General features: G+C 66.2%; 22 protein-coding genes. 11 read left to right on the top strand and 11 right to left on the bottom strand.

What is annotated here, in order from left to right; genetic code table 11:
• Positions 1–29: 29 nt before the first annotated feature.
• Positions 30–752, top strand: coding sequence for a FadR/GntR family transcriptional regulator (locus LK03_RS12990; protein WP_038412798.1), 723 nt, complete (start codon positions 30–32; stop codon positions 750–752).
• On the top strand, positions 749–1438 hold the full coding sequence (locus LK03_RS12985; protein ID WP_038412797.1) for a GntR family transcriptional regulator: 690 nt from the start codon (positions 749–751) through the stop codon (positions 1436–1438). The genes LK03_RS12990 and LK03_RS12985 overlap by 4 nt, the downstream gene beginning before the upstream one ends.
• A gap of 70 nt (positions 1439–1508) precedes the next feature.
• On the opposite strand, the gene LK03_RS12980 is transcribed toward LK03_RS12985, so the two are convergent.
• From LK03_RS12980 to LK03_RS12960, 5 genes are all read right to left on the bottom strand, one after another.
• A complete protein-coding gene (locus LK03_RS12980) occupies positions 1509–2318 on the bottom strand; it encodes an OmpA family protein (RefSeq protein ID WP_038412796.1) in 810 nt (269 codons plus the stop codon).
• Positions 2315–2668 (bottom strand): DUF4398 domain-containing protein, encoded by a 354-nt coding sequence (locus LK03_RS12975; protein WP_038412795.1) that lies wholly within the window; start codon positions 2666–2668, stop codon positions 2315–2317. Before LK03_RS12975 ends, LK03_RS12980 begins: the two co-directional genes overlap by 4 nt.
• A 10-nt stretch (positions 2669–2678) precedes the next feature.
• Positions 2679–3503: a substrate-binding periplasmic protein gene (locus LK03_RS12970; RefSeq protein ID WP_038412794.1), complete on the bottom strand. Its 825-nt coding sequence runs from the start codon at positions 3501–3503 to the stop codon at positions 2679–2681.
• A 76-nt stretch (positions 3504–3579) separates the two neighbouring features.
• Positions 3580–4509 carry an electron transfer flavoprotein subunit alpha/FixB family protein gene (locus LK03_RS12965; protein ID WP_038412793.1) on the bottom strand — a complete coding sequence of 310 codons (930 nt, stop codon included), beginning with the start codon at positions 4507–4509 and terminating at the stop codon, positions 3580–3582.
• A complete protein-coding gene (locus LK03_RS12960) occupies positions 4509–5258 on the bottom strand; it encodes an electron transfer flavoprotein subunit beta/FixA family protein (RefSeq protein ID WP_038412792.1) in 750 nt (249 codons plus the stop codon). The genes LK03_RS12965 and LK03_RS12960 overlap by 1 nt, the downstream gene beginning before the upstream one ends.
• A 553-nt stretch (positions 5259–5811) precedes the next feature.
• Here LK03_RS12960 and LK03_RS12955 point away from each other — a divergent pair.
• Positions 5812–7476, top strand: a complete 1665-nt coding sequence (locus tag LK03_RS12955) for an electron transfer flavoprotein-ubiquinone oxidoreductase (protein ID WP_038412791.1) — start codon at positions 5812–5814, stop codon at positions 7474–7476.
• Positions 7477–7548: 72 nt separating this feature from the next.
• Here LK03_RS12955 and LK03_RS12950 read toward each other — a convergent pair whose 3' ends face one another.
• Positions 7549–8859: an MFS transporter gene (locus LK03_RS12950; RefSeq protein WP_038412790.1), complete on the bottom strand. Its 1311-nt coding sequence runs from the start codon at positions 8857–8859 to the stop codon at positions 7549–7551.
• Positions 8860–9087: 228 nt separating this feature from the next.
• Here LK03_RS12950 and LK03_RS12945 point away from each other — a divergent pair, with 228 nt between their 5' ends.
• Genes LK03_RS12945 through LK03_RS12935 form a run of 3 tightly spaced genes read left to right on the top strand, consistent with a single transcriptional unit; the run spans position 9088 to position 13653 of the window.
• Positions 9088–10257 (top strand): efflux RND transporter periplasmic adaptor subunit, encoded by a 1170-nt coding sequence (locus tag LK03_RS12945; protein ID WP_038412789.1) that lies wholly within the window; start codon positions 9088–9090, stop codon positions 10255–10257.
• A complete protein-coding gene (locus tag LK03_RS12940) occupies positions 10258–12222 on the top strand; it encodes a MacB family efflux pump subunit (protein WP_038412788.1) in 1965 nt (654 codons plus the stop codon).
• A 3-nt stretch (positions 12223–12225) separates the two neighbouring features.
• The gene (locus LK03_RS12935) at positions 12226–13653 is read left to right on the top strand and encodes an efflux transporter outer membrane subunit (protein ID WP_038412787.1); all 1428 of its coding nucleotides are present in this window, start codon (positions 12226–12228) and stop codon (positions 13651–13653) included.
• A 6-nt stretch (positions 13654–13659) separates the two neighbouring features.
• On the opposite strand, the gene LK03_RS12930 is transcribed toward LK03_RS12935, so the two are convergent.
• On the bottom strand, positions 13660–15288 hold the full coding sequence (locus tag LK03_RS12930; RefSeq protein ID WP_038412786.1) for a hypothetical protein: 1629 nt from the start codon (positions 15286–15288) through the stop codon (positions 13660–13662).
• Between the two features lie 167 nt (positions 15289–15455).
• Between LK03_RS12930 and pvdM the strand changes: the two genes are divergently transcribed.
• The 4 genes from pvdM (at position 15456) to LK03_RS12910 (ending at position 20139) form a co-directional block, all read left to right on the top strand.
• Positions 15456–16805, top strand: coding sequence for a pyoverdine-tailoring dipeptidase-like protein PvdM (gene pvdM, locus LK03_RS12925; RefSeq protein WP_038412785.1), 1350 nt, complete (start codon positions 15456–15458; stop codon positions 16803–16805).
• 7 nt (positions 16806–16812) lie between these two features.
• Positions 16813–18096 carry an aminotransferase class V-fold PLP-dependent enzyme gene (locus LK03_RS12920; protein WP_038412784.1) on the top strand — a complete coding sequence of 428 codons (1284 nt, stop codon included), beginning with the start codon at positions 16813–16815 and terminating at the stop codon, positions 18094–18096.
• Between the two features lie 58 nt (positions 18097–18154).
• Positions 18155–19120 (top strand): alpha/beta hydrolase, encoded by a 966-nt coding sequence (locus tag LK03_RS12915; RefSeq protein WP_038412783.1) that lies wholly within the window; start codon positions 18155–18157, stop codon positions 19118–19120.
• Between the two features lie 62 nt (positions 19121–19182).
• Complete coding sequence (locus tag LK03_RS12910; protein ID WP_038412782.1) at positions 19183–20139, top strand: siderophore-interacting protein; 957 nt, start codon at positions 19183–19185, stop codon at positions 20137–20139.
• A gap of 70 nt (positions 20140–20209) precedes the next feature.
• Here the strand turns inward: LK03_RS12910 and LK03_RS12905 are convergent, their stop codons facing one another.
• From LK03_RS12905 to uraH, 4 genes are all read right to left on the bottom strand, one after another.
• Positions 20210–21607 carry an aspartate aminotransferase family protein gene (locus LK03_RS12905; RefSeq protein WP_038412781.1) on the bottom strand — a complete coding sequence of 466 codons (1398 nt, stop codon included), beginning with the start codon at positions 21605–21607 and terminating at the stop codon, positions 20210–20212.
• 132 nt (positions 21608–21739) lie between these two features.
• A complete protein-coding gene (locus tag LK03_RS12900) occupies positions 21740–23065 on the bottom strand; it encodes an ATP-binding protein (RefSeq protein ID WP_038412780.1) in 1326 nt (441 codons plus the stop codon).
• The gene (locus LK03_RS12895; protein WP_038412779.1) at positions 23062–23724 is read right to left on the bottom strand and encodes a response regulator; all 663 of its coding nucleotides are present in this window, start codon (positions 23722–23724) and stop codon (positions 23062–23064) included. Before LK03_RS12895 ends, LK03_RS12900 begins: the two co-directional genes overlap by 4 nt.
• A gap of 175 nt (positions 23725–23899) precedes the next feature.
• Positions 23900–24253 (bottom strand): hydroxyisourate hydrolase, encoded by a 354-nt coding sequence (gene uraH / locus LK03_RS12890; RefSeq protein WP_038412778.1) that lies wholly within the window; start codon positions 24251–24253, stop codon positions 23900–23902.
• Positions 24254–24597: 344 nt separating this feature from the next.
• On the opposite strand from uraH, the gene puuE reads away from it, so the two are divergent.
• Positions 24598–25512: an allantoinase PuuE gene (gene puuE / locus LK03_RS12885; RefSeq protein WP_038412777.1), complete on the top strand. Its 915-nt coding sequence runs from the start codon at positions 24598–24600 to the stop codon at positions 25510–25512.
• Positions 25513–25526 lie beyond the last annotated feature (14 nt).

Here is a 25526-nt window from a genome sequence, read left to right as displayed (position 1 = left end):
AAGATGCATCCACTCCTCTGGAGTCAACCGTGATCAGCTCATCGACCGTGGTCAACTCTGTCGTGGACAAGCTGCGCCAGGCGCTGGCCCGTGGCCAGTGGCGTAGTGGTGAAATGCTGCCCGGCCAGCGCGAGCTGGCCGAGCAGTTGGGCATCAGCCGGCCCAGCTTGCGCGAAGCCGTGACGGTGCTAGAAACCCTTGGCCTGCTGCGTTCGCTGCCCGGCAAAGGGGTGCTGGTGCTGGATGTCGACAGCGCCACGCTGGCCCAGGCCGGTGAAAGTGTTGCCGCCGCCAGCCTGGCCGACGTACTGCAACTGCGCTACACCCTCGAACCGTTCATCGTCGGCCTGGTGGCGCAGTCAGCCAACAGTCAGGACATCGGCCAACTGCGCCTGACCCTCATGGACATGCGGGAGGCACTCGAAGCCAACGACGGTGAAGCCGGCGTTTCGGCCTACATCGCTTTTCACGAAGAGCTGTTCGCGCTGACCACCAACCCAATCTTCCAGAGCGTGGTGCAACAGACCGGCAACGCGCTCAAGCAAAGCGCCGACATGCTGCGCAAATCGCCTGAGCACCTGGCCGCACGGCTTGCGGAAAATGAAGCGGTGGTGCGCGCGATCCGCGAGAAGAACAGCGCTCAGGCCAGCGCCCAGATGCGCCGCCACATCCTTCAGGAGGGGCAGCGCATGGGCATCGAGATGAACATTCCGGACGACGATCAGCCCCCCACTTCAGGAGAGCGACCATGACCGCCTGTGCCCACGCCGCCCCCCGCCTGCCGAAACTGCTGTTTGGCAGCGAAACCCGCCTGTCTGCCGAGCAAATCTACCCGCGTCTGTTCGACGCCATTCTCGAACAGCGCCTGCCCCCCGGCAGCCTGCTGCCCGAACAGGCCCTGGGCAATGCCTTCGGCGTCAGTCGTACGGTGATCCGTCGGGTGCTGGGGCGGCTCTCGGATCAGCAGGTGGTGGTGCAGCGACCCAGCCACACCGCGCACCTGGCCGCTCCCGATCCACAGCAGGCGCGCCAGGTGCTCAGCGCCCGGCGCCTGGCGGAAACCACCCTGATCGGCCTGGCGACCCAACGCGCGCGCCCGGCGCAAATCCGCCAGTTGCGTCAGTTGGTGGAACGCGAGCGCCTGCACCATGAGCGCGGCGAGCGCTGCGCCGCCATTCGGCTGGGTGGCGAATTTCACCTGAAGCTGGCGCAGATGGCCAACAATGCGCCGCTGGCGCGCTTTCTCAACGGCCTGGTGCCGATGACCTCGCTGATCATCGCCCGCTATGAAGCGCCGTGCTGCGAGCACTGCGCGTGGCAGGAGCACGCGGCGATCATCGATGCGGTAGAGCACGGCGATGCCGACACGGCGCTGGGTCTGATGCAGCAGCACCTCGATCGCCTGGAAGACAAGCTGGTGCTCGAACAGCGTCACTGAAACGACTCGGCCCGCGCCAGCCTAAATGAGCTGACGCGGGCCGTGGCGGATCGACCGGCCTGACCTCGCTTCAGCGCGCCGACGCCAGGCGCCCCTTGGCATCGGAGAAGACGATCTCTACCCGGCGGTTCTGCGCCCGGCCACGTTCCGAGGCATTGGCCTCGACCGGGTACTGGTCACCATAGCCCTCGACCTCGATGCGGTTTTCATCCACCCCCAGATCGACCAGCATGTCGCCGACCGCCTGGGCGCGCTCGCGCGACAAGGTCAGGTTGTCTTCAGCGGTGCCGGTGCTGTCGGTGTAGCCCTCGATGCGCACCACCCGCCGCGGATTGAGCTGAAGAAATTGCACCAGCTTGAGCACGGTGCGGCTCGCCGAGTTCTTCAGCTCGGCGCGACCGGTGTCGAACAGCACATCGCTCAAGGTCATCACCAGACCCCGCTCACCCTGCTCGGACGCCAGCGCGGCGATCTGCGTTTCCAGCCACTTGCCTTGCTGCTGAACGCTGTCGAGCTTGGCTTCACGCAGCGCCAGTTGCAGGCGCTGACGCTCCAGATCGAGTTTGGCCAGGCGCTCCTGGTTGGCCGCCAGGCGACTGTGCTCGCGGGCGATCTCGCTGTAGCGCTGGCTGAGATACGCGTAATGGCGCACGTCCGCCCCGCTGCCGAAGTAGCCGGACAACCGTTCGGCACGGCCCAGCGATTCACCGGCGCGAATCACGTCACGCGGCGCACTGCGCAGTACGTCGGCATCGTCCTTGACCGCCTGATACGCTGCCGCGGCATCATTCAGAGCACTTTCACTGCGCTGGCTGGCGCAACCTTGCACACCCAGCGCAGCGAGCACGGCGATCAGGGCCATCGAACTCGAGCGCCTCATGGTTGCACCGCCAGTTGCTTGCGCAGGCGATCGACGCGGGTTTGCAACACGTTCAGTTGCTCCTCGCTCTTGAGCGTCAGCACCCGGGCTTCGGCCAGGCGCGCGTCGAGTTCGGCTTGCTCGGCGCGCAGGCGTGCGTCCCGAAACTGTTGGGTCAGCAGGTTGCTTCTGGCGCGCTCGAGCTTGTCTTCGGCCAGCTTGAATTCGCCGACCTGATCGGTAGCACCGACGGCCTTGGCCTGTTCCAGCGCCTGCTCGGAGACGCGCAGTTGTTCGGTGGGGGCCGGGTCATTGGCGCAACCGGCAAGGCCCAGCACGGCAAGGGCGAGGGTCAGGGTGGGAATCTTCAAACGACGGTTCCTAGGGTTTTGGGGCATCCGGCAACGGCTGCACTTGCGCTTTCCAGCGCTCGACATTGCGCTGCAGCACCGCCTCGGGGGCAGCGGAAAGGGGCAATTCTGTCAGTTTTTTCGCCAATTGTCCGCGTAACCAGGCATCGTTGCAGGCCGAATTGTGCGACAACGCCAGGTACAACCCAGGCTGATCGACGGCCGGCCCGCGGGTTTGCAGGTCGGCACTGAGCCCCAGACTCTGCGCCATGGCAAGGCCTGAATAGCGTCCGGCCAGGACATAGTCGACCTGACCGAGCACCAGCTTCTGCAACGCCTGGGTAAGGTTCTGCGAGGGCACCAGCTTGAGGCTGCGCTTGGCGAACTCTTCAAAGGCCGGCGTCAGCCGCGCCTTGGCCGAAACGGTGCCCTGGTAAGCGGCAAGATCGGCCGGACCGTCGAACGCCAGGGTCGAGTCGGGGCGAGTCCACACCACGTACTCGTTGAGCTGCAGGGCCGGGTGGATATAGTCGAGGGCGGTCAACTGGGCGAGCTGCATTGGCGTATCTAGCAGCAGGTCGATACGTCCGCTGCGTACCTCATCCAGCGCCTGCTCGCGCTTGCCGGCGTACAGCACCTGCACGCTGATACCCAGCTCGCCGGCCACCTGGCGTAGCAGATCGACGCTGGCGCCGATCAACTGCTTCGGATTGCCTGGGTCCTGCCAGGAGTACGGCGGCGCATCTGGGCTACCGGTAACCACCAGGCGCTCGCACTTGCCCGCCGCCGACGCCAGCAGCGGCGCACACAACGCCAGTGCCAATGCGCATCCCTTATGCCTTGCCCGAACCGCCATGCACCGCTCCTAGCCACGAAAAAAAACCCGACCCCCTGAACGGGGGTCGGGCTTCTTTATAAGTGAAGCAGCAAGATCAGACCAGCTTTTCCAGCTCGGGAATCGCTTCGAACAGATCAGCCACCAGGCCGTAGTCGGCAACCTGGAAGATCGGCGCTTCTTCGTCCTTGTTGATCGCGACGATCACCTTGGAGTCTTTCATACCAGCCAGGTGCTGGATGGCACCGGAGATACCCACGGCGATGTACAGCTGCGGGGCGACGATCTTGCCGGTCTGGCCAACCTGCATGTCGTTGGGCACGAAGCCTGCGTCGACCGCGGCGCGGGAAGCGCCCACCGCCGCGCCGAGCTTGTCGGCCAGGGTGTAGAGGTGCTTGAAGTTGTCGCCGTTCTGCAGGCCGCGACCACCGGAGATGACGATCTTGGCAGCGGTCAGTTCGGGACGGTCGGACTTGGCCAGCTCTTCACCGACGAAGGACGAGTTGCCGGCATCGTGGACGGCAGCGACGCTTTCAACGCTGGCCGAACCGCCTTCGCTGGCCACGGCGTCGAAGCCAGTGGCGCGCACGGTGATGACCTTGACTGCAGCGCTCGACTGTACGGTGGCGATGGCGTTACCGGCGTAGATCGGGCGCTTGAAGGTGTCGGCGGACTCGACGGCGATGATCTCGGAGATCTGATCGACATCCAGCTGTGCAGCGACACGCGGCAGGATGTTCTTGCCATTGGTGGAGGCCGGCGCCAGCACATGGCTGTAGTTGCCGGCCAGCTCGACGATCAACGGCGCGACATTTTCCGGCAGCGCGTGCTCGTAGGCGGCGTTGTCGGCGACCAGCACCTTGGCGACCCCAGCGATCTTCGCCGCGGCTTCGGCAATGGCGCCGACATTGGCACCCGCAACCAGCAGGTGCACGTCACCGCCGATCTTGGCAGCGGCAGCAACGGTGTTAAGGGTGGCCGGGGCGACGGCACCGGCTTCATGTTCAGCGATAACCAGGATAGTCATTAGATTACCTTCGCCTCGTTCTTCAGTTTCTCGACCAGTTCAGCCACCGACTTGACCTTGATGCCCGCGCCACGGGCGGCAGGCGCTTCGACCTTGAGGGTCTTGGTGGTGGACGTCATGGCGACACCCAGCGCCTCGGGCGTAAGGGTTTCCAGCGGCTTTTTCTTGGCCTTCATGATGTTGGGCAGCGACGCGTAGCGCGGCTCGTTCAGGCGCAGGTCGGTGGTGACCACGGCCGGCAGCTTGAGCGCGACGGTTTGCAGGCCGCCGTCGATTTCGCGGGTGACGTTCAGCGTGTCGCCGGCCACTTCAACCTTGGAGGCGAAGGTGCCCTGGGCGAAGCCGGTGAGCGCGGCAAGCATCTGGCCGGTCTGGTTGTTGTCGCTGTCGATGGCCTGCTTGCCGAGAATGACCAGCTGTGGTTGCTCCTTGTCGACGATAGCCTTGAGCGCCTGGGCCACGGCCAGGGAGTTCAGCTCGCCGGCATGTTCGACCAGGATGGCGCGGTCGGCGCCCAGGGCCAGGGCGGTACGCAGTTGCTCCTGGGCGGCAGACGGGCCGACGGCAACGGCGATGATCTCGGTCGCCACGCCCTTCTCTTTCAGGCGCACGGCTTCTTCCACGGCGATTTCGCAGAAGGGGTTCATGGACATCTTGACGTTTGCAAGGTCGACGCCGGAGTTGTCCGCCTTGACGCGAACCTTGACGTTGTAGTCGACCACTCGTTTGACAGCTACAAGAACCTTCATGGATTCCTCGTTACTCTCCGGTGAAAAGAATGTCGCTCGGGGTCGGCCCGGCGAATGCGCGTGGGTACAAGGGCACCTCTGAAAAACGTGGCGACAAGCAGGAAATCAACGGCGGATCGGCCAGCATCACTGAGGCGACCAGACAAAACCCGCGGGTCATTTTCTGTGGTGCCGTGTAGACTTCGCTACATAACCGGAAATGGCCGTAAAACCCTGCCTGGCACCGGGCTTTTAGAGGTACACCTGCGCCCGTCGGACAGCCCATGGCGAGCGTGAAGCGTTCGTATCTTGACTGCAACACCCCCTTCGGTCAATACGCCAAATCGGCCAGTTTCCGGCCGCACCCCCGTGAATCTACAGGGTTTGAAGGAATTCAAACAAACGTTTGTATTGGACCGTGCGGGTGGTGTAGATATAATGCCGACCACCTGACGCGGTGTAGTTGCTCGCGCGCGAAGCTACCGTCCTCGACGCCAACGCAGAAGAAGCTGCGCACGAGCGCATGCCACCTGAGACGCACCCGCGAAATGCCTTGATGAGTAGGAGAGAACCAGTGGAACGCGAGTACATGGAATTCGACGTCGTCATCGTCGGCGCTGGCCCGGCGGGGCTGTCGGCCGCCTGCCGTCTGAAGCAGAAGGCCGCCGAGGCCGGTAACGAAATCAGCGTCTGCGTGGTCGAGAAAGGCTCCGAGGTCGGCGCGCACATTCTCTCCGGTGCGGTCTTCGAACCCCGCGCACTCAATGAACTGTTCCCCGACTGGCAAGCCCTGGGTGCACCGCTGAACACTGCGGTCAAGCGCGACGACATCTACGTGCTCAAGGATGCCCAGACCTCGGCCAAGGTGCCCGACCTGTTCGTGCCCAAGACCATGCACAACGAAGGCAACTACATCATCTCGCTGGGCAACCTGTGCCGCTGGCTGGCGCAGCAGGCCGAGAACCTCGGCGTCGAGGTCTACCCAGGCTTCGCTGCCCAGCAGGCGCTGATCGATGACGACGGCGTGGTGCGCGGGATCATCACCGGTGACCTGGGCGTCGACCGTGAAGGCCAGCCCAAGGACGGCCTGTACACCCCCGGCATGGAACTGCGCGCCAAGTACACGCTGTTCGCCGAAGGCTGCCGCGGACACATCGGCAAGCAGTTGATCAAGCGCTTCGACCTGGGCAGCGAAGCCGACGTGCAGCACTACGGCATCGGCCTCAAGGAAATCTGGGAAATCGACCCGAGCAAGCACGAACAGGGCCTGGTGGTGCACACCGCCGGCTGGCCGCTGGACGTGGTAGCCAGGGACAACACCGGTGGTTCGTTCCTCTATCACCTGGAAAACAACCAGGTGGTGGTCGGCCTGATCGTCGATCTGTCCTACGCCAACCCGTACCTGTCGCCGTTCGACGAATTCCAGCGGCTCAAGCACCACCCGGTGATCAGCCAGTACCTCGAAGGCGGCAAGCGCATCAGTTATGGCGCCCGCGCCCTGGCCAAGGGCGGCCTGAACTCGCTGCCGAAAATGGTCTTCCCCGGTGGCGCGCTGATCGGCTGCGACCTGGGCACCATGAACGTGGCCAAGATCAAGGGCAGCCACACGGCAATGAAGTCCGGCATGCTCGCCGCCGACGCGGTGGCCGCGGCCCTGCTCGCCGGCAGCGAAGGGGGCGATGCGCTGAACAGCTACGTCGACGGCTTCAAGGCCAGCTGGCTGTACGAAGAGCTGTACGCCAGCCGCAACTTCGGCCCGGCCATGCACAAGTTCGGCCCGCTGTTCGGTGCCGCGTTCAACTATGTCGACCAGAACTGGTTCGCCGGCAAGCTGCCGTTCACCCTGCGTGACACCAAGCCCGACTATGCCTGCCTCAAGCTCGCCGCCGAGTCGAAGAAAATCGACTACCCGAAACCCGATGGTGTGCTCAGCTTCGACAAACTCAGCTCGGTGTTCATCTCGGGCACCAACCACGAGGAAGAGCAGCCCTGCCACCTCAAGCTGACCGACCCGAACATCCCCATCACCAGCAACCTGCCGCTGTACGATGAGCCGGCGCAGCGGTATTGCCCGGCGGGGGTGTACGAAGTGGTCACCCAGGACGACGGCAGCAAGCGCTTCCAGATCAACGCGCAGAACTGCGTGCACTGCAAGACGTGCGACATCAAGGACCCAGCGCAGAACATCACCTGGGTCACCCCGGAAGGCGCCGGCGGGCCGACCTACCCGAACATGTAGGCCCGCCCTGCCCCACGAAAAAGCCCCCGCACCGCAAGGTTCGGGGGCTTTTCATTAGGCTATGCCTCGGCCTCAGGCCGAGGCGCAGTCGCGGACGAAGCCGAGCGACTCACAGTTGGCGTAGTACCAGGCCGTAGCCACACCGACCGCGCCCATCACCAGGCAGAAGCCCACGCACACCCACGGGCTCCACGGCATCAGCGCGATCAGTGCCAGCGGCGTGGTGCTGGCCCATAGGGCATAGGCCACGTTATAGGTGAAGGAGATGCCCGACACGCGAATCTGCGCCGGGAACAGCCCGACCATCACCGACGGCACCACCCCAACCACGCCGCAGCACAGCCCGGCCAGGGCGTAGGCCGGCCAGATCGTGCCCCACTGCCCGACCAGGCTGGCGTACAGCACGCCGATGCCCAGCGGCAGCAGCAGGCTGTAGAGGGCCAGGGCGCGCCAGGCGCCGATACGGTCGACCAGCAGCCCCGCCAGCACGCAGCCGATATTGAGAAAGACGATACCGACACTGCTCAGGGCGAAAGTATGCCCGGCACTGAGGGCGAAGCGCTGCTGCATCACCGTCGGGGTGATGACCACCAGCACCACCACCGCCGAGGTCAGCACACAGGTCAGCAGCGCCGCTGGGATCAGCGCCTGGCGGTGACGGCTCAAGACCTGGCGCAGGGGAAACGCCACCGGTTGCGCGTTGCGCTCGCGCAGGGCGAGGAACACCGGGGTTTCACTCAGCCAGCGGCGCAGCCACACCCCGACCACACCGAACACGCCGCCCAGCAGGAACGGGTAACGCCAGGCGTAGTCGAGAATCTGCTCGGGGGTGAACAACTGCGCCAGCAGCGTCGCGGTCAGCGCCCCGAGCAGGTAGCCGAACGTCAGCCCGGCCTGCAGAAAGCCCAGGGCGTAACCGCGGCGACCGGCCGGGGCGTGCTCGGCGACGAAGGTCCAGGCGCTGGGTACCTCGCCGCCCACCGCCGCCCCTTGCAGGATACGCAGCCCCAGCAGCAACAGCGGCGCAGCGTAGCCGATGTCGGCGTAGGTCGGCATCACCCCGATCAGCAGGCACGGCAGGGCCATCATCAGGATGCTCAGGCTGAACACCCGCTTGCGCCCCAGGTGATCGGCGAAATGGGCCATGAGGATGCCACCCAGCGGCCGCGCCAGGTAACCGGTGACGAAAATGCCGAAGCTTTGCAGCAGGCGCAGCCACTCGGGCATCTCCGGCGGGAAGAACAGCTGGCTCAGGGTCAGGGCGAAGAACACGAAGATGATGAAATCGTAGATCTCCAGCGCCCCCCCCAGCGCCGCCAGGGCCAGGGTGCGGTGATCGCTGCGACTGAAAGCGCGCGCACGGGGTGTAGCGGTGGCAGGCATGGCACAGGTTCCATGGGTCGACGAAGCGCAGGAGGATAGCAAATGCCTCGCCCCAGGTGTCTGCCAGCGCCACGGACAGGCCTGACACCGCCTCCTGCGCAGCCCCTTTTCAGCCACGCAAAGCCGCTGTGCAGTGCGGGCTAAATCCGCCGCAGGCTGCTTCGTTCAAAGGGGAACTTGCCTGCGCCTCGGCGCTGCGCGCCTTTCACTCAACGGCCGGAAGCCTGCATGAAACGCTCACCGAACACCCGTCGCCTGCTGCTGGGCGGCGCCGGCCTGCTGGTACTGAGTTGTCTGGCCGCCTGGGCCAAGCTCCCGCTCTCAGGCCCTGCACTCAGTACGGTCGCGGTCACCCGTGGCGACATCGAAAGCAGCGTCACCGCCCTGGGCACCTTGCAGCCACGCCGGTATGTCGACGTCGGCGCGCAGGCCTCGGGGCAAATCCACAAGCTGCTGGTGGAAGTGGGCGATGTGGTCAAGCAAGGCCAGTTGCTGGTCGAAATCGACCCCTCGACCCAGCAGGCGCGGGTCGATGCCGGGCGGTTTTCCATCGACAACCTCAAGGCGCAGTTGGCCGAGCAACAGGCCCAGGCGCAGTTGGCCGAGCAGCAGTATCGACGCCAGCGCGCCCTGGCCAGCACCGGCGCCACCCGCGAGGAAGACGTACAGAGCGCCGACGCCCAACTCAAGACCACCCGCGCGCGCATCGCCATGTTCCAGGCGCAGATTCGCCAGGCCCAGGCCAGCCTGCGCAGCGACGAGGCCGAGCTTGGCTACACACGCATCTACGCACCGATGGACGGCACCGTGGTGGCGCTCGACGCCCGCCAGGGCCAGACCCTCAACGCCCAGCAGCAGACGCCGCTGATTCTGCGCATCGCCAGGCTGTCGCCGATGACCGTCTGGGCGCAGGTCTCGGAAGCCGACATCGGCCAGGTCAAGCCGGGCATGAGCGCCTACTTCACCACCCTGGCCGGTGGTAAGCGCCGCTGGAGCAGCACGGTGCGGCAGATTCTGCCGATTCCGCCACGCCCGCTCGAGCAGACCAGCCAGGGCGGCGGCAGCCCGGCCAGCATCGGCAATGGCGCCGGCGCCAGCCAAGTGGTGCAGTACACGGTGCTGCTGGATGTCGACAACCCCGACGGCGCGCTGATGGCCGAGATGACCACCCAGGTGTTCTTCGTCGCCGGCCAGGCGCAACAGGTGCTGACCGCGCCGCTGGCGGCGCTGGAGGACGGCCCCGAGCCGGACCTGCGCCTGGCCCAGGTGCTCAATGACCAAGGCAAGGTCGAACAGCGCCAGGTACGCACCGGCCTCAGCGATCGCCTGCGCACCCAGGTGCTCGACGGTCTGCGCGAAGGCGAGCGGGTGCTGATCGGCAACGCCAGTGGAGGCTGAATGTCGCAACCGTTGATCGAGCTGCGCGACATTCGCAAGGTCTATGGCGGCGTCGATTCGCCGACCGTGGAAGTGCTGCGCGGCATCAGCCTGAGCATCCATCCGGGCGAGTTCGTCGCCATCGTCGGCAGCTCAGGTTCAGGCAAGTCGACCTTGATGAACCTGCTCGGCTGCCTCGACCGGCCAACCTCCGGCACCTACCACTTCGCCGGCAAGCCTGTCGCCGAGCTGGATGTCGACGAACTGGCCTGGCTGCGCCGCGAAGCGTTCGGCTTCGTGTTCCAGGGCTATCACCTGATCCCCTCAGGCTCGGCCCAGGAAAACGTCGAGATGCCGGCCATCTACGCCGGCATCCCCGCCGAACAGCGCCACGCCCGCGCCGCCAGCCTGCTGCAGCGTCTGGGCCTGGCCGAGCGTACCGGCAACCGCCCACATCAACTTTCCGGCGGCCAACAGCAGCGGGTGTCGATTGCCCGCGCGCTGATGAACGGCGGGCACATCATCCTGGCCGACGAACCCACCGGGGCCCTCGACAGCCATAGCGGCGCCGAGGTCATGGCCTTGCTCGACGAATTGGCCAGCCAGGGCCATGTGATCATCCTCATCACCCACGACCGCGAAGTGGCGGCGCGGGCGCAGCGGGTGATCGAGATTCGCGACGGACAGATCGTCAGCGACTCGGGTGCCGAGCCACCGCCTGCAGCCAGCGCCGAGCACCTGCAGGCCAACGAGCTGCGCCAGCGCCTGGACCGCGGCGCGACCCTGCGCGGGGCCTGGAAGGGCGAGTTGCTCGAATCGCTGCGCGCGGCCTGGCGGGTGATGTGGATCAACCGCTTCCGCACCGCGCTGACCTTGCTCGGCATCGTCATCGGCGTGGCCTCGGTGGTGGTCATGCTTGCGGTCGGCGAAGGCAGCAAGCGCCAGGTGATGGCGCAGATGGCAGCGTTCGGCTCGAACATCCTCTACCTCAACGGCAAGCACGCGACCCTGCGCGAGACCGCCGGCATCGTCACCCTCGACGATGTCGAGGCGATCGGCCAACTGCCGCAGGTTCAGCGCATCATGCCGGTGATCGGCGGCGAGCTGAGCGTGCGTTACGGCAACAATCATCAGCAGTTCTATGTCGGCGGCAACAACACCCAGTTCGCGCAGATCCTCAACTGGCCGGTGGTCGAAGGCAGTTTCTTCAGCGAAGCCGACGAGCGCCGCGGCGCGGCGGTGGCGGTGATCGGGCAGAAGGTCCGGGAAAAACTGCTGGCCCCCGGCAGCAGCGGCATCGGCGAATACCTGCTGATCGGCAACGTGCCGTTCCAGGTGGTCGGCATCCTCGCCGGCAAGGGCGCCAGCTCCGGCGACCAGGACAGCGACGAGCGTATCGTGGTGCCCTACTCCGCTGCAGCGATCCGTCTGTTCGCCAAGCACGACCCGGAATACGTGATCATCGCCGCCGCCGATTCCAGCCGGGTGGCCGAGACCGAAGCGGCCATCGATCACCTGATGCGCCAGCGCCACCAGGGCAAGAAGGATTTCGACCTGACCAACGACGCCGCGCTGATCCAGGCCGAGGCGCGCACCCAGAACAGCCTGTCGCTGATGCTCGGCGCCATTGCGGCGATTTCGCTGCTGGTGGGCGGCATCGGGGTGATGAACATCATGCTCATGACCGTGCGCGAACGCACCCGCGAGATTGGCATCCGCATGGCCACCGGCGCCCGTCAGCGCGACATCCTGCGCCAGTTCCTCAGCGAGGCGGTGATGCTGTCGATGGTCGGCGGCATCACCGGTATCGTCCTGGCCCTGAGCATCGGTGCCGGCCTGCTGCTGGTCGACATCGCCGTCGCCTTCGCCCTGCCGGCGATCCTCGGCGCCTTCGCCTGCGCCGTCGTCACCGGCGTGGTGTTCGGTTTCATGCCGGCACGCAAGGCCGCCCGTCTCGACCCGGTCAAAGCCCTTACCAGCGAATAATCCATGACCCTGCCCAGCCGTATCAGCCTGTTGACCCTGAGCCTGTGCCTGGCGGCCTGCAGCACGCCGCCCGCCCCCGATGCCGGCATCCAGGCGCCTGCCCAGTGGCAGAGCGGCGCGCCCCAGGCCAGCCAGGCCTGGCCCGACGCACAGTGGTGGCAAGCCTTCGCCAGCCCGACCCTGAACACGTTGATCGAACGTGCCCGGCGCAACAGCCACGACCTCGCCGCTGCCACCGCACGCGTACGCCAGGCCCAGGCCCAGGCGGTAATCGCCGGCGCCGCGCAGTTGCCCGACCTGCAAGGCCGACTCGATGCCGGCCGCCAGCACCTTTTGCACGGGCGTGGTTACGATGGCCTGGATGTCGGCGAACGCTACCGCACCAACACGCGCTTCGACGCGGTGCTGAGCACCCGTTACGAAGTGGACTTCTGGGGCGGCGTGCGGGCGGCCCGCGACAGCGCCCAGCACAGCCTGCAAGCCAGCCGCTTCGAGCGCCAGACCGTCGAGCTGACTTTGCTCGGCGCCGTGGCCGACAGCTACCTGCGCGACCTGAGCCTGGATGAACAACTGCGCATCGCCAGGCTCAACCTGGACAACGCCGGCGACGTGCTGCGGGTGGTGCGCAGCCGCCAGGACTCCGGCGCCGCCAGTCGCCTGGAACTGGCCCAGCAGCAAGGCCTGCGCGCCGCCCAGCAGCGTCAGGTCGAATTGCTCGAGCAGCAGCGCCAGGACAACCGCGTGACCCTCGCCACCCTGCTCGGCGAACCGGTGCAGAACCTGCCCACCACCCAGGAAACCTTCGCCGCGCTGCGCTGGCCGAGCATCGCCCACGGCGTGCCCAGTGAGCTGCTCAGCCGCCGCCCGGACATCGCTGCCGCCGAAGCGCGGCTGGCCGCCGCCCAGGCCGACGTGCAGGTGGCGCGGGCCGCGATGCTGCCCAAACTGCTGCTCGGCGCCAACCTGGGCAGCGGCGCGCGCACCCTGCCAGCGGTGCTCGACAGCCCGTTCTATACCCTCACTGCCGGCCTTGCCGCGCCGATCTTCGACCATGGCCGACTGCGCGCCGAGCGCGACAAAGCCCACGCTCGCCAGCAGGAGCTGCTGGAGGACTACCGCAAAGGCATCACTGCTGGCTTCGCTGATGTCGAGAAAGCCCTCAACACAATTGCTGGGGTCGATCGTCAACGGCAGTGGCAGGACCAAGAGGTGGCGCAGGCGCAACTGGCCTTCGACCTCGCCCAGCAACGCTACAGGGCCGGTGCGGAAACCCTGCTGGTGGTGCTGGAGGCGCAGCGCACGCTGTTCGCCGCCCAGGACCAACAAGCGCGCCTGCGCCTCGAACGCCTGCAAGGCAGCGTGGCGTTGTACAAGGCCCTGGGCGGTGGCTGGCAGGTGGCGCAGGTCGGCGGCGAAACGCCAGAGGGCTGAGCGCCGTTAAAAATCCATGCCAGCCACTGACAGATGCCGCGCATACCACGGCCGCTTCGGCACGCGCCGCACCAGCCCGGCGATGCCGTCATCTTCATTGGCGAAGATGATGCGCAGCGCAAGCTTCATGGTCTCGACGTCCATTTCCACCGACTTGCCCGGCCGCACCCCTGGCACGCTGCTGCAGCCGTGGGTGTCCGGGCCCAGCCATGGGTCAGCCACTTCGACCCAGCGGCCCGGGGCGAACCATGCCACGCCATTGACCACCAAGCGCCGTACCTGGCCGGGGTGGAAGCGTTCGTGGGCGGCGAACCAGTCGTCGATACGGTCGTCGATCCAGCCGTGGAAGCGCCAGAACACCGGGTGCACGTGGGAGGAAAACGGGTCGCCGAGAAAGTCGTTCTCGGCGCTGAACCAGCGCGGCGCGAAGTCGTCCTGGCTGCGCCCATAGGGCACCGGCACGCCACTGGACGGATCGCGCGGCACGGCCGCCCAGCGCATGTGCAGCCAGTCGTGCAGGCCCAGTTCCATTTCCGAGCCGAGCTGGCCCAGGGTCAGCCCGGCCAAGTAGCGCGGATCACGGTACTGCGATTCCCACAGGGCGAAGTTGGCGTGGAAGGTTTCTTCGCGCTTGATGCCGCTGACCCACTCGGTGTAGGTCTCGTCCTCGTCGGCCAGCCAGGTCGGTGGCAAGGCGTTGCCGTCATGGTTGTCGAAATAACGGGCGAAGCCCAATCGGTCGCGCTCCAGCGGCGGCTGCGGCAAGGGGAAGTGCTGCCAGGCAGGCAGCGGCTGCAAGGCGCGGGCGCTGGCCAGCATGTGCCGGTGCATGAAGAAGAAGTCCACGCCCGAGCCATTGCGGTCCTTGTGCCGGCCACGGGCGTCGCGTTCGCGGCTGCGCGGCCCTGGCTGCCAGCCCAGGCCGCGCAGGGCCTCGCGTTTGTCTTCAGGCAGCTTGTGCCACTGGTCGCGGCTGGCGTGCCAGAGCTGGTGGAACAGGCGGTGTTCAGGCGAGATCAGCCAGTCGAGCAACACTGGCTCCAGCCCGGTGCGCAGGCGTGCCTCGGGAAACAGCTGCTTGGTGGCGACGAAGCGGTTGTCCTGCTCGGCCAGGGCCAGCGGCCGTTGCAGGTCGAGCACCTGGCCGCTGAAGGTGTCGCTGCCAGCGTTGCCGAACTGATCCCAGACCTCGTCGATCTTGATCGCCAGCTCCCAGCGCGGCGCGCTGGTGTTGGCCGGCACCAGGCGCCAGTAAAGCAGGCCGGCATCGTCGCGGCGCAGGTCACCGATCAGTTGATAGGCCGGCGCCGGCTCGCCGCGCAGGCGCTCGGGGGTGTCGAGGCAGCCGCGGATGCCGCGGCCGCGGGCGGCGATGTCGATGAACAGTTGCAGCGGCTGCTCGGGCACGCCGGGCAAGCCGGCGTCATGGCCGAACAGGCGCAGGTCCCAGATGCCGCGCAAGCGGTTGGCCAGGTGTTGTTCGGCCACGTCAGCCAGGTCCACCGTGGCTTCGCCGGGGGTCTCCGGTTCCTCGTCGTCCGGCCTGGTCAGTTCGCGGTGGCCGTAGTAGCTCGCCGGCACGGCAGCGCCCAGCAGCGCTGCAGCGGCCATGAAGCCGCGTCGAGAAATCGTCATCACCCCACCTGTGTTCGCCATGAAGCAGGCGCCATCCCAGCAAGAACGTACGCTGGGCCGGCAAATTTAGCGGGCCGACCGCCCAGCGCCCGGTAAATTTGCCCGCGCCATGCTCGTCCTCCCCTGATAGCCCAGGCCCCGCATCCGTGACCCGTATCGAGATGGCAATGACAAGATCGCGCAGCAACAAGACCCTGTATTTCGGCCTGCCCCTGGCGCTGCTGCTCGGGGTAGGTGGTTATGTCGCCTGGCGTCTGCTCGAGCCGACCCCGGCCTACCCGGCAAAAGTAGTGCGCCAGGCCAATGAACTGCAGGAACGGCTGATCTCGTTCGACAGCCATATCACCTTGCCGCTGAGCTTCGGCACCGAGGGGCGTGAGGCGGATAAGTCCGGACCCGGTCAGTTCGACCTGGCCAAGGCGGCGCAGGGCCGCTTGTCGGGCGCGGCGCTGACCCTTTTCGGCTGGCCGGAAATCTGGAACGGCCCAGACGCGCCGCATCGCCCCACCCCAGGCTTCGTCGAGGAGGCGCGCAACCAGCAGGAAGTGCGCTACAAGGCCATCACTGGCATGGTCCGCGACTTCCCGCAGCAAGTCGGCATCGCCTACAACCCCGACGACATGCGGCGCCTGCACGGTGAGGGCAAGTTCGCGATTTTCATCAGCATGCTCAACGCCTATCCGCTGGGCCACGACCTCGACCGCCTCGATCAGTGGGCGGCGCGGGGCATGCGCATGTTCGGCTTCAACTACATCGGCAACAACGACTGGTCCGATTCCTCGCGCCCGCTGCCGTTTCTCAACGACTCGCCTGACGCCCTGGGCGGGCTCTCGGACCTGGGCAAGCAGGCGGTAGCGCGGCTCAACGATCTGGGCGTGATCATCGATGTGTCGCACATGTCGACGCCTGCGCTGGAGCAGGTCGCAGCCTTGAGCCGTGCGCCAATCGTCGCCTCGCACTCGGTGCCGCGGGCCTTCGTCGACATTCCGCGCAACCTCAGCGACAAGGAAATGCGCCTGATCCGCGACAGTGGCGGTGTGGTGCAGATCGTGGCGTTTTCCGCCTACCTCAAGCCGATGACGCAAAAGACCCAGGACAAACTCAACGCCCTGCGCAGCCAGTTCGACCTGCCGCCACTGCCCAACCAGGCCATGGCGCTGATGCCGGGCGACCCGGTGATCGCCGCCTGGAGCGAGCAGAAGTTCGGCAGCTATGCCAGCCAGTTCTACGCCCTGCTCGAAGAAGAACCCAAGGCCAGCCTCAAGGAGTTCGGCGACGCCATCGACTACGCCGTGCGCAAGATCGGCATCGACCACGTCGGCATCGCCTCGGACTTCAACGAAGGCGGCGGCATCGACGGCTGGAACGATGTCAGCGAGTCGCGCAACGTCACCGCCGAACTGCTGCAGCGCGGCTATTCCGAAGCCGATATCGGCAAGCTCTGGGGCGGTAACTTCCTGCGCACCTGGGCCCAGGTGCAACAGGCTGGTCAATCCCCCTCGTCCTCCGTGCAGTGACCCCACCATGAGCGACCGTCGTACCTTCCTCAAACAGGCGGGCCTGCTCGCCGTGGCGCTGCCGCTTGGCGCGAGCCTAGAAGGCTGCGTGCATGCAGCACCCCAGGCCAGCAGCAGCGCGAGCAAATGGACGCACCTGCAAGGGCTGTTCGACCTCGACCCGGACTACCTGCACTTCGCCAATTTCCTCATCACCTCGCACCCGCGCCCGGTGCGCGAGGCCATCGCCCGCCACCGCGCCTGGCTCGACCGCAACCCGGCAGTAGCCATGGACTGGGACCGCCAGGAGACCTGGCGGCACGAGGCGCAGGTGCGCGAATGGGCCGGGCGCTACCTCAACGCCCGGCCGGGACAGATCGCCCTGACCGGCAGCACCACCGAGGGTCTGGCGATGATCTACGGCGGCATCCAGGTGCGCCCGGATCAGGAAATCCTCACCACCAAGCATGAGCACTACTCGACCCATTACACCCTGGCCTTTCGCAGCGAGCGCGAGGGCACCCAGGTGCGCAAGATTCGCCTGTTCGATGATCCGGCGCAGGTGTCAATCGAGCAGATTCTCGACACCATCGACCGCGCCATTGCCCCGAACACCCGCGTGCTGGGCATGACCTGGGTGCATTCGAGCAGTGGCGTGAAACTGCCGGTCGAGCAGATCGGCGCGCTGGTGGCGCGGCATAACCGCAACCGCAGCGAAGCCGAGCGCATTCTCTATGTGATCGACGGCGTGCACGGTTTCGGCGTGGAAGACTTGGATTTTGCGCGCATGAACTGCGACTTCTTCATCGCCGGCACTCACAAGTGGCTGTTCGGCCCGCGCGGCACCGGAATCATCTGCGCGCGCAGTGAAACCGTGGAAAACCTCACGCCGCTGATCCCCACGTTCTCTGAAGACGACAGCTTCGCCACCCGTTTCACGCCCGGTGGTTACCACGCCTTCGAGCACCGCTGGGCGCTGGATGAGGCCTTCAAACTGCACCTGCAACTGGGCAAGGACCAGGTGCAGGCACGCATCCACCAGCTCAACGGCTACCTGCGCGAGCAATTGCTCAGCCGGCGCGATATCGAACTGGTGACGCCGCGCAGCCCGGCGTTGTCGTCGGGCTTCACCTTCTTCCGCGCCAAGGGCCGTGACTGCGATCAGGTGGCTGCGGCGCTGCTCGCGCGCAAGGTCAACGTCGATGCCGTGGCGCGCGACGTTGGCCCGGTGATTCGCACCGCGCCCGGCCTGCTCAACGATGAAGCGCAGATCGATCGATTGATGGCGCAGTTGTCGGCCGTACTGGCCTGAATCCGTTGTCGCTGCGCACGGTTTGCACCCGTGCAGCGTTTGCCAAGAGGAACCCGCTATGCCGCTGGACCCCGACCTGGAAGGTTTTCTGGAACTGGCCGAACTCGGCCGCATGACCGGCAAGAGCCAGCCGATGCACCACCTGAGCGTGACCCTGGCGCGTGAAGAGTTCGAGCGCAGCTCGCAGGTTCTCGACCCCTTGCCTCCCGCTGCGCTGGAGGTTGTCGTGCACAGCCTCGACATGCGCGACGGCGCGTGCATCGAGGCGCGGCTGTATCGCGCTGCGGGCACAGGTGAATGTGCGCTGCCGTGCATCCTGTATCTGCATGGCGGCGGCTACGTAGTCGGCAGTCTCGATTCGCACGACTCGATCTGCCGGCGCCTGGCCGCAGACGGCGAATTTGCCGTGCTGGCCCCGGCCTACCGACTGGCCCCCGAACAACGCTTCCCGGTGGCGGTGAATGACGCCCAGGACAGCGCCGAGTGGCTGTACGCGCATGCCGAGTCGTTCGGCCTCGACCCGCAGCGCCTGGTGGTGGCCGGCGACAGTGCCGGCGCGACCCTGGCCACGGTACTGGCCATCGCCGCTGCTCGCGAGCCTCGAGCCAAGGGCTTCGCACCCTGCGCACAATTGCTGTTCTACCCGGTCGCCGACGTGGCGCAGACCCACCCTTCACACCAGCGCTTCGCCGAGGGGTATCTGCTGGAAAGCGACACCCTCGAGTGGTTCTACCAGCACTACCTGGGCGACCCGGCCCAGCGCGAGGACTGGCGCGTCTCGCCGCTGCGCGCCGAAAGTCTGCCAGCGCTGGCCCCGGTCTACCTGAGCCTGGCCGAGTACGATCCGCTGCATGACGAGGGCCTGGCCTACGCCGAGCACCTGCGCGCCAGCGGCACGCCGCTGACCCTGGTGACCCAGCACGGGCTGACCCATGACTTCCTGCGCATGTCCGGCATCAGCGGGCAGGTCGAGGGCATTTATCGCGCGGTTCGCGAGTGGCTGCGTGCGCAGCTCCATTCCTAGTCGATAAATCGACCTGTGCGGCGCTCGTTCCTTCAGGGAACCCGCCGCACAGGAACCCTGCCATGTCCTCCGCCTCCGCCAGCGCCCAGGCCGACCGCGCCGAGCCCTCGCCCGCAGCGCAACCGCCCAGCGGCTATCGCCTGTTCGACCTCAGGGTCAAGCGCCGCCTGCCCATCACCCCATCGCTGCTGCGCCTGGTGTTCACCGGCGCCGACGTGGCGCAGATGAACACCCTGGCCCCCGATCAGCGGGTAAAGTTGCTGTTCCCTGCCGCAGATGGCTCGCTGCCGGCCTTCGACAACCGCCTGCACTGGAACGACGCGCGACGCCAGCTACCGCTCGACCAGCGCCCGCCAATGCGCACCTACACCATTCGCGCCCTGCGCCGCGATGCAGCGGAAGTGGATGTCGATTTCGTCCTGCACGGCATCAACGGCCCGGCCTCGGCCTGGGCGACCCATGCCACGGAGGGCGACCGGGTGCAGATGGTCGCGCCCAACCTGGCCTTTGCCGGCGACCCCGGCGGCTACGAATGGAAGCCACCGCAGGGCCTGCAACGGCTGTTGCTGGTGGGCGATGAAACCGCCTTGCCGGCCATCGCCGGGATTCTCCAGCAACTGGCCGAACAGGCCAGCCAGGCCCGTGTGCAAGCGTTCATCGAGGTGCCATTGCTGGCCGACTGTCTTGAGCTGGCGCGCCCGGCGCATACCGAACTGCACTGGCTGGCCCGCGAGCAACTGCGCAGCGAGCACGGCCAGGCCATGCTCGAGGCCGTGCGCGAACAGGCCTGGCTGCCGACCGCAGCGGCTTCGGCGGCTGGTGAACTGGATGAGCTGAATATCGACGAAGACATTCTCTGGGAACAGGCCAGTGGCGAGGGCGGTGAGTTTCACGCCTGGATCGCGGGCGAGTCGTCGACGGTGATGACCTTGCGCCGCTGGCTGATCCAGGAGCGCGGCCTCGATCGCCGCACCCTCAGCCTGATGGGCTACTGGCGCGCCGGGCGCAGCCTCGACTAAGGCCGTTGCCGAGCCGTACACACAAAAGCCGCGAACCGCCCAGCAGCGTTTCGCGGCTTTTGCCTTGCAGTCAGGCGGCCAGCGCGGCGCGCACAGCCTGGGCGAAGCGCTCGGCCACTTCGTCGATCTGCTCGGCGCTGATGATCAGCGGTGGCAGGAAGCGCACCACCGCACCATGCCGGCCGCCCAACTCGACGATCAGCCCGCGGCGCAGGCATTCACGCTGCACCTTGGGCGCCAGCTGGCGACAGGCCGGCGGGTGACCTTGGGCATCCGCCGCCCCTGCCGGATCGACCAGCTCGACGCCCAGCATCAGGCCGCGCCCGCGGATATCGCCCAACTGCGGGTAGTCGCGCTGCAATTGGCGCAGATGCCCACAAAGGCGCTCGCCCATGGCGGCGGCGTGGCTGGCCAGGTCGTGTTCGAGCAGGTAATCGATGACCGCAGAACCCGCGGCCATGGCCATCTGGTTGCCGCGGAACGTGCCGGCGTGGGCGCCTGGCCCCCACTGGTCGAGCCATTCACGGTAGACCACCACCGCCAGCGGCAGGCTGCCGCCGATGGCCTTGGACAGCGTCACCACGTCGGGAACGATGCCGGCATGCTCGAAGGCGAACAGCTTGCCGGTGCGGGCGAAGCCGCTCTGGATTTCGTCGACGATCAACGCCACGCCATGCTGCTCGGTGATACGCCGAAGACCGCGCAGCCATTCGACATCGGCCGGGATCATACCGCCCTCACCCTGCACCGCCTCGACGATCACCGCCGCTGGCAGCTGCACGCCCGATTCGGGGTCGTTGAACAGGTTCTCCAAGTAATGCAGGTTGGCCCGCACCCCGGCAGCGCCGCCCAGGCCGAACGGGCAGCGGTAGTCATAAGGGAAAGGCAGGAACTGCACGTTGTTGTTGAGCAGCGCGCCCAGTGCCTTCTTCGGCCCCAGGCTGCCCATCAGGCTCAGCGCGCCCTGGGACATGCCGTGATAAGCACCGTGGAAGGCCAGCACGTTACTGCGCCCGGTGGCGATGCGCGCGAGCTTCAAGGCTGCTTCCACGGCATCGGTGCCGGTTGGGCCGCAGAACTGCACCTTGGCTTCGCGGCGTAGTGCGTCGGGCAGCACGCCGAACAGGTCCTGGACGAAACGGTCCTTGACCGGGGTGGTGAGGTCGAGGGTGTGCAGCGGCAGCTCGTCTGCCAGCACGCGCTGAATCGCCTCGATCACCACCGGATGGTTGTGCCCCAGGGCGAGGGTGCCGGCACCGGCCAGGCAGTCGATGAACTGCCGCCCCTCGACATCTTCCACGTAGATGCCGCGGGCGCGCTTGAGCGCCAGGGGAATACGCCGTGGATAGCTGCGGGCGTTGGATTCCTGTTGCTGCTGACGCAGCAGCAACGGGGAGTCGCTGAATTCGTACAAGGGCTGCGGCGCGGTAGCCGGCAGCACCTGGGCAAGGCTGGAAGCGCTAGACATCGAAGGATCCTCGCAAGCATGCGTCAGTGGCCCGCCCAGCTCTGTTACCGGATATGTGCGGGGCAATGCTTGGAGAACGCTTCGCCCAAGGGCGGATTTAGCGCTACGCAACAGATTTTTACCGGGCGCCGCTCACGCCTCGACGCGCGCGGGCACTTGCAGGCACACGCGCAGGCCGTCGGCCTGGTTGTCGAAACGCAGTTGCCCGGCGCAGCGCTGGGCGATGGCTTCGACGATGGCCAGACCCAGGCCGCAGCCGGCACTTTGGCTGTGCCGCCAGAAGCGCTCGGTGAGGTGCTGCAAATCGGCATTGGCGATGCCGGGGCCGTGATCACGCACCACGAACCCCACCTCGCCCTCGCTCATCTGCACCTCCAACTCCACCGGCGCCTGTTGCCCGCCGTGACGCAGGGCGTTGTCCAGCAGGTTGCGCAAGGCGGTGACGGCGAGCGGGCCGGGCATGCTCAGGTAGGTTCGCGTGGCGGCCTCGGGCAGGTGCAAAACGATGCGCCGGTTGTCGCCGCCACCGGCGTCGTGAATGGCCTGGCGCGCCACCTGCTCGGCGCTGCACTGCACACCGTCGTCGAACGACAGGCTGCCCTCGACACGGGCCAGCATCAGCAATTGTTCGAGGGTGCGGTGCAGCCGGTCGGCGCCCTGCTCGGCATGTTCCAGAGCCTGCTCGCGCACCGCGCCGTCGGTCATGCGTGCCACTTGCAGGTGGGTCTTGATCACCGTCAGGGGGCTGCGCAGTTCATGGGCGGCATCGTCGGTGAGGCGACGCTCGCGCTCCAGAGTCTGGGCGATACGCAGGAACAGCTGGTTCTGGGTATCGAGCAGCGGCTGCAATTCGCTGGGCAAGCCGGCCACCTGCAACGGCTCGACGCTGTCGGCGCGGCGCCGACGCAGCGCATCGCGCATGCGGTTGAGCGGCTCCAGACCCTTGCCCAGACCAATCCACAAGAGCCCCAGGCTGCCGAGCAGGGCCATCAGTACCGGCGCCGAAGCCACCAGCAGGATCGAGCGATTGAGCGCTTCGCGCTCCTGATGGCGGTCGGCGGTGGTGATGCGTACATCGCCGTGGCTGAAGGTGAAGGTGCGCCAGGACGCACCGTCGATGAGCTGGTCGTTGAAGCCATTGCCCTGATCGTCGAGGTTGGCGTCGTGCTGGTGGTTACTGGCCAGGATTTCCCCGCGCAGCGAGGTGACCTGGCAGGCCATGCCATCCGGCACGCTGAGCTGGTCGGCGGAAATGCGCGCATCCTGGCCCTTGGCGCTCAGCGGCTGCGGCAGTTGGTCGATCAGCCCGGCGACCATACGCGCCGAGGCCACCAAGCGCTGATCGAGGGAGAACATCATCTGCTGGCGCAGGTCGCAGAGCATCCACGCCGCCGCCAGCGCCCAGATGAATACGAAGGCGCTGCCCAGAATCAGCGACAGGCGAACGCGCAGGCTCATGACGCCGGCCCCAGACGATAGCCCAGCCCGCGCACGGTCTCGACGATGCCTGCACCGAGTTTGCGCCGCAGGTGGTGGATGTGCACGTTGAGGGCGTTGCTCTCGACTTCATCGGTGAAACCGTACACGCAATCCTTGAGCTGCTCGCTCGACAGCACCCGGCCGGGGTTCTGCAGCAGCGCCTGCAACAGCGCCTGCTCGCGCCGCGACAGGTCGACGGTCTGGCCGTGCAACCAGGCTTCGCAGCTGCTGGGGTCGTAACGCAGGGCGCCGTGCTCGATGGTGTTGACCGCGCGCCCGGCGGCGCGGCGCAGCAGGCTGTGCAGGCGCGCGGCCAGCTCGCGCAGATCGAAAGGTTTGAGCAGGTAGTCGTCAGCGCCGGCCTGCAGGCCATCGACCCGGTCGCTGACGGCATCGCGCGCGGTCAGCACCAGCACCGGCAGCGCCTCGCCCTGCTGGCGCAGGCGCTGTAACAGCTTGAGGCCGTCTTCATCGGGCAGGCCCAGGTCGAGGATCATCACGTCGAATTGCGCGGTCTGCAGCAACTGCCGCGCCGCCGAGGCGGTGGCCACGCGGTCGACGGTCAGGCCCTGGGCGGTAAGCCCGGCACAGATGCCACTGGCGATGAGGTCGTCGTCCTCGCATAGCAGTACGTGCATGGCGGCGGTTCCTGGAGAAAGTGCGGCATTGCAGCGGATGAGGATTAAGCCAGGATTATGCGCCCTCGCGCCGGCATTTGCCCCCCGCCTGCGCGTGCCTCAGCGCTATCGAGGCGAAAAAAAGCCCGCCAGTGTGAGAGCGGGCAAGAACCTTCGATGCGCGTTGCGGCGGCGATCAGCTACCGCGATAGGTGGAATAGCTGTACGGCGAAATCAGCAGCGGCACGTGGTAGTGATCCTGTGCGGCATCGATGCCAAAACGCAGCACCACCACGTCGAGAAAGGCCGGGTCGGGCAACGCCACGCCGCGCGCACGGTAGTAGTCGCCGGCGGCGAACTGCAATTGGTAGACCCCGGAGCGATACTCATCACCCTGCAACAGCGGCGTGTCGAGGCGGCCATCGGCGTTGGTCAGGGCACTGCCGAGCAGCTCCAGACGCTGGCCGTCGACACGGTAAAGCTCGACGCGAATGGCGCTGCCGGGGCAGCCGTGGGCGGCATCCAGTACGTGGGTAGTCAGACGTCCCATATGGCGTAAGGCCTCATGTTGGAGATAGACAGGGGCAATGCAAGGGCGCTCATTAAGACACCGCAACGGAAAATTGTACACAATTTTATAGACCCTTAAGCCAGGGCACTTAGAGCCTTGTGCACCCATTGCAAAGCCACGACATGCGCTATACCTATAGACAATAGCTGACCGATCAGGCAAGTTTGTCGACACGCGCTTGTGGAGGACCGATGGGCGTCTGTAGCGAAAATCGGGCTTACAAAGAAATTATTATCTTGTATACAATCAGCACCACACATGGTGCGACATCCCGACGCGGGTCCGCCTATTCTCTGCACCAACGCACAAGAAGGAAGATTGCAGTGAGCGCCAACTACCCTCGCGACCTGATCGGCTACGGCAACACCCCTCCTCACCCGCAGTGGCCGGGCAACGCCCGCATCGCCCTGTCGTTCGTGCTCAATTACGAAGAAGGCGGCGAGCGCAACATTCTCCATGGCGACAAGGAGTCGGAAGCGTTTCTGTCGGAAATGGTCGCGGCCCAGCCGCTGCAAGGCCAACGCAACCAGAGCATGGAATCGTTGTACGAGTACGGCAGCCGCGCCGGAGTCTGGCGCCTGCTCAAGCTGTTCAAGGACACCGGCGTGCCGCTGACCATCTTCGCGGTGGCCATGGCGGCGCAGCGTCACCCCGATGTGATTCGCGCCATGGTCGACGCTGGCCACGAGATCTGCAGCCACGGCTACCGCTGGATCGACTACCAGAACATGGACGAGGCCCAGGAACGCGAGCACATGCTCGAAGCCATCCGCATCCTCACCGAACTGACCGGCGAACGCCCGCTGGGCTGGTACACCGGCCGCACCAGCCCCAATACCCGGCGCCTGGTGATGGAAGAAGGCGGTTTTCTCTACGACAGCGACACCTACGACGATGACCTGCCCTACTGGGAACGCAACAACCCCACCGACAAGCCGCACCTGGTGATTCCCTACACCCTCGACACCAACGACATGCGCTTCACTCAGGTGCAAGGCTTCAACTGTGGCGAGCAGTTCTTCCAGTACCTGAAGGACGCCTTCGATGTGCTCTACGAAGAAGGTGCCGAAGCACCGAAGATGCTTTCCATCGGCCTGCACTGTCGCCTGGTCGGCCGTCCGGCGCGCCTGGCCGCCCTCAAGCGCTTCGTCGACTACGCGAAAAGCCACGAGCAGGTGTGGTTCGCCCGCCGCGTCGACATCGCCCGCCACTGGCACGCCACGCACCCCTGCAAATGAACCCTGACGACGAG

It is taken from the genome of Pseudomonas cremoricolorata (assembly GCF_000759535.1).
In the GTDB taxonomy this organism is placed as follows: domain Bacteria; phylum Pseudomonadota; class Gammaproteobacteria; order Pseudomonadales; family Pseudomonadaceae; genus Aquipseudomonas; species Aquipseudomonas cremoricolorata_A.
Note: the sequence above shows the minus strand (reverse complement) of the source record. Positions and strands in the feature narration are given on the sequence as shown.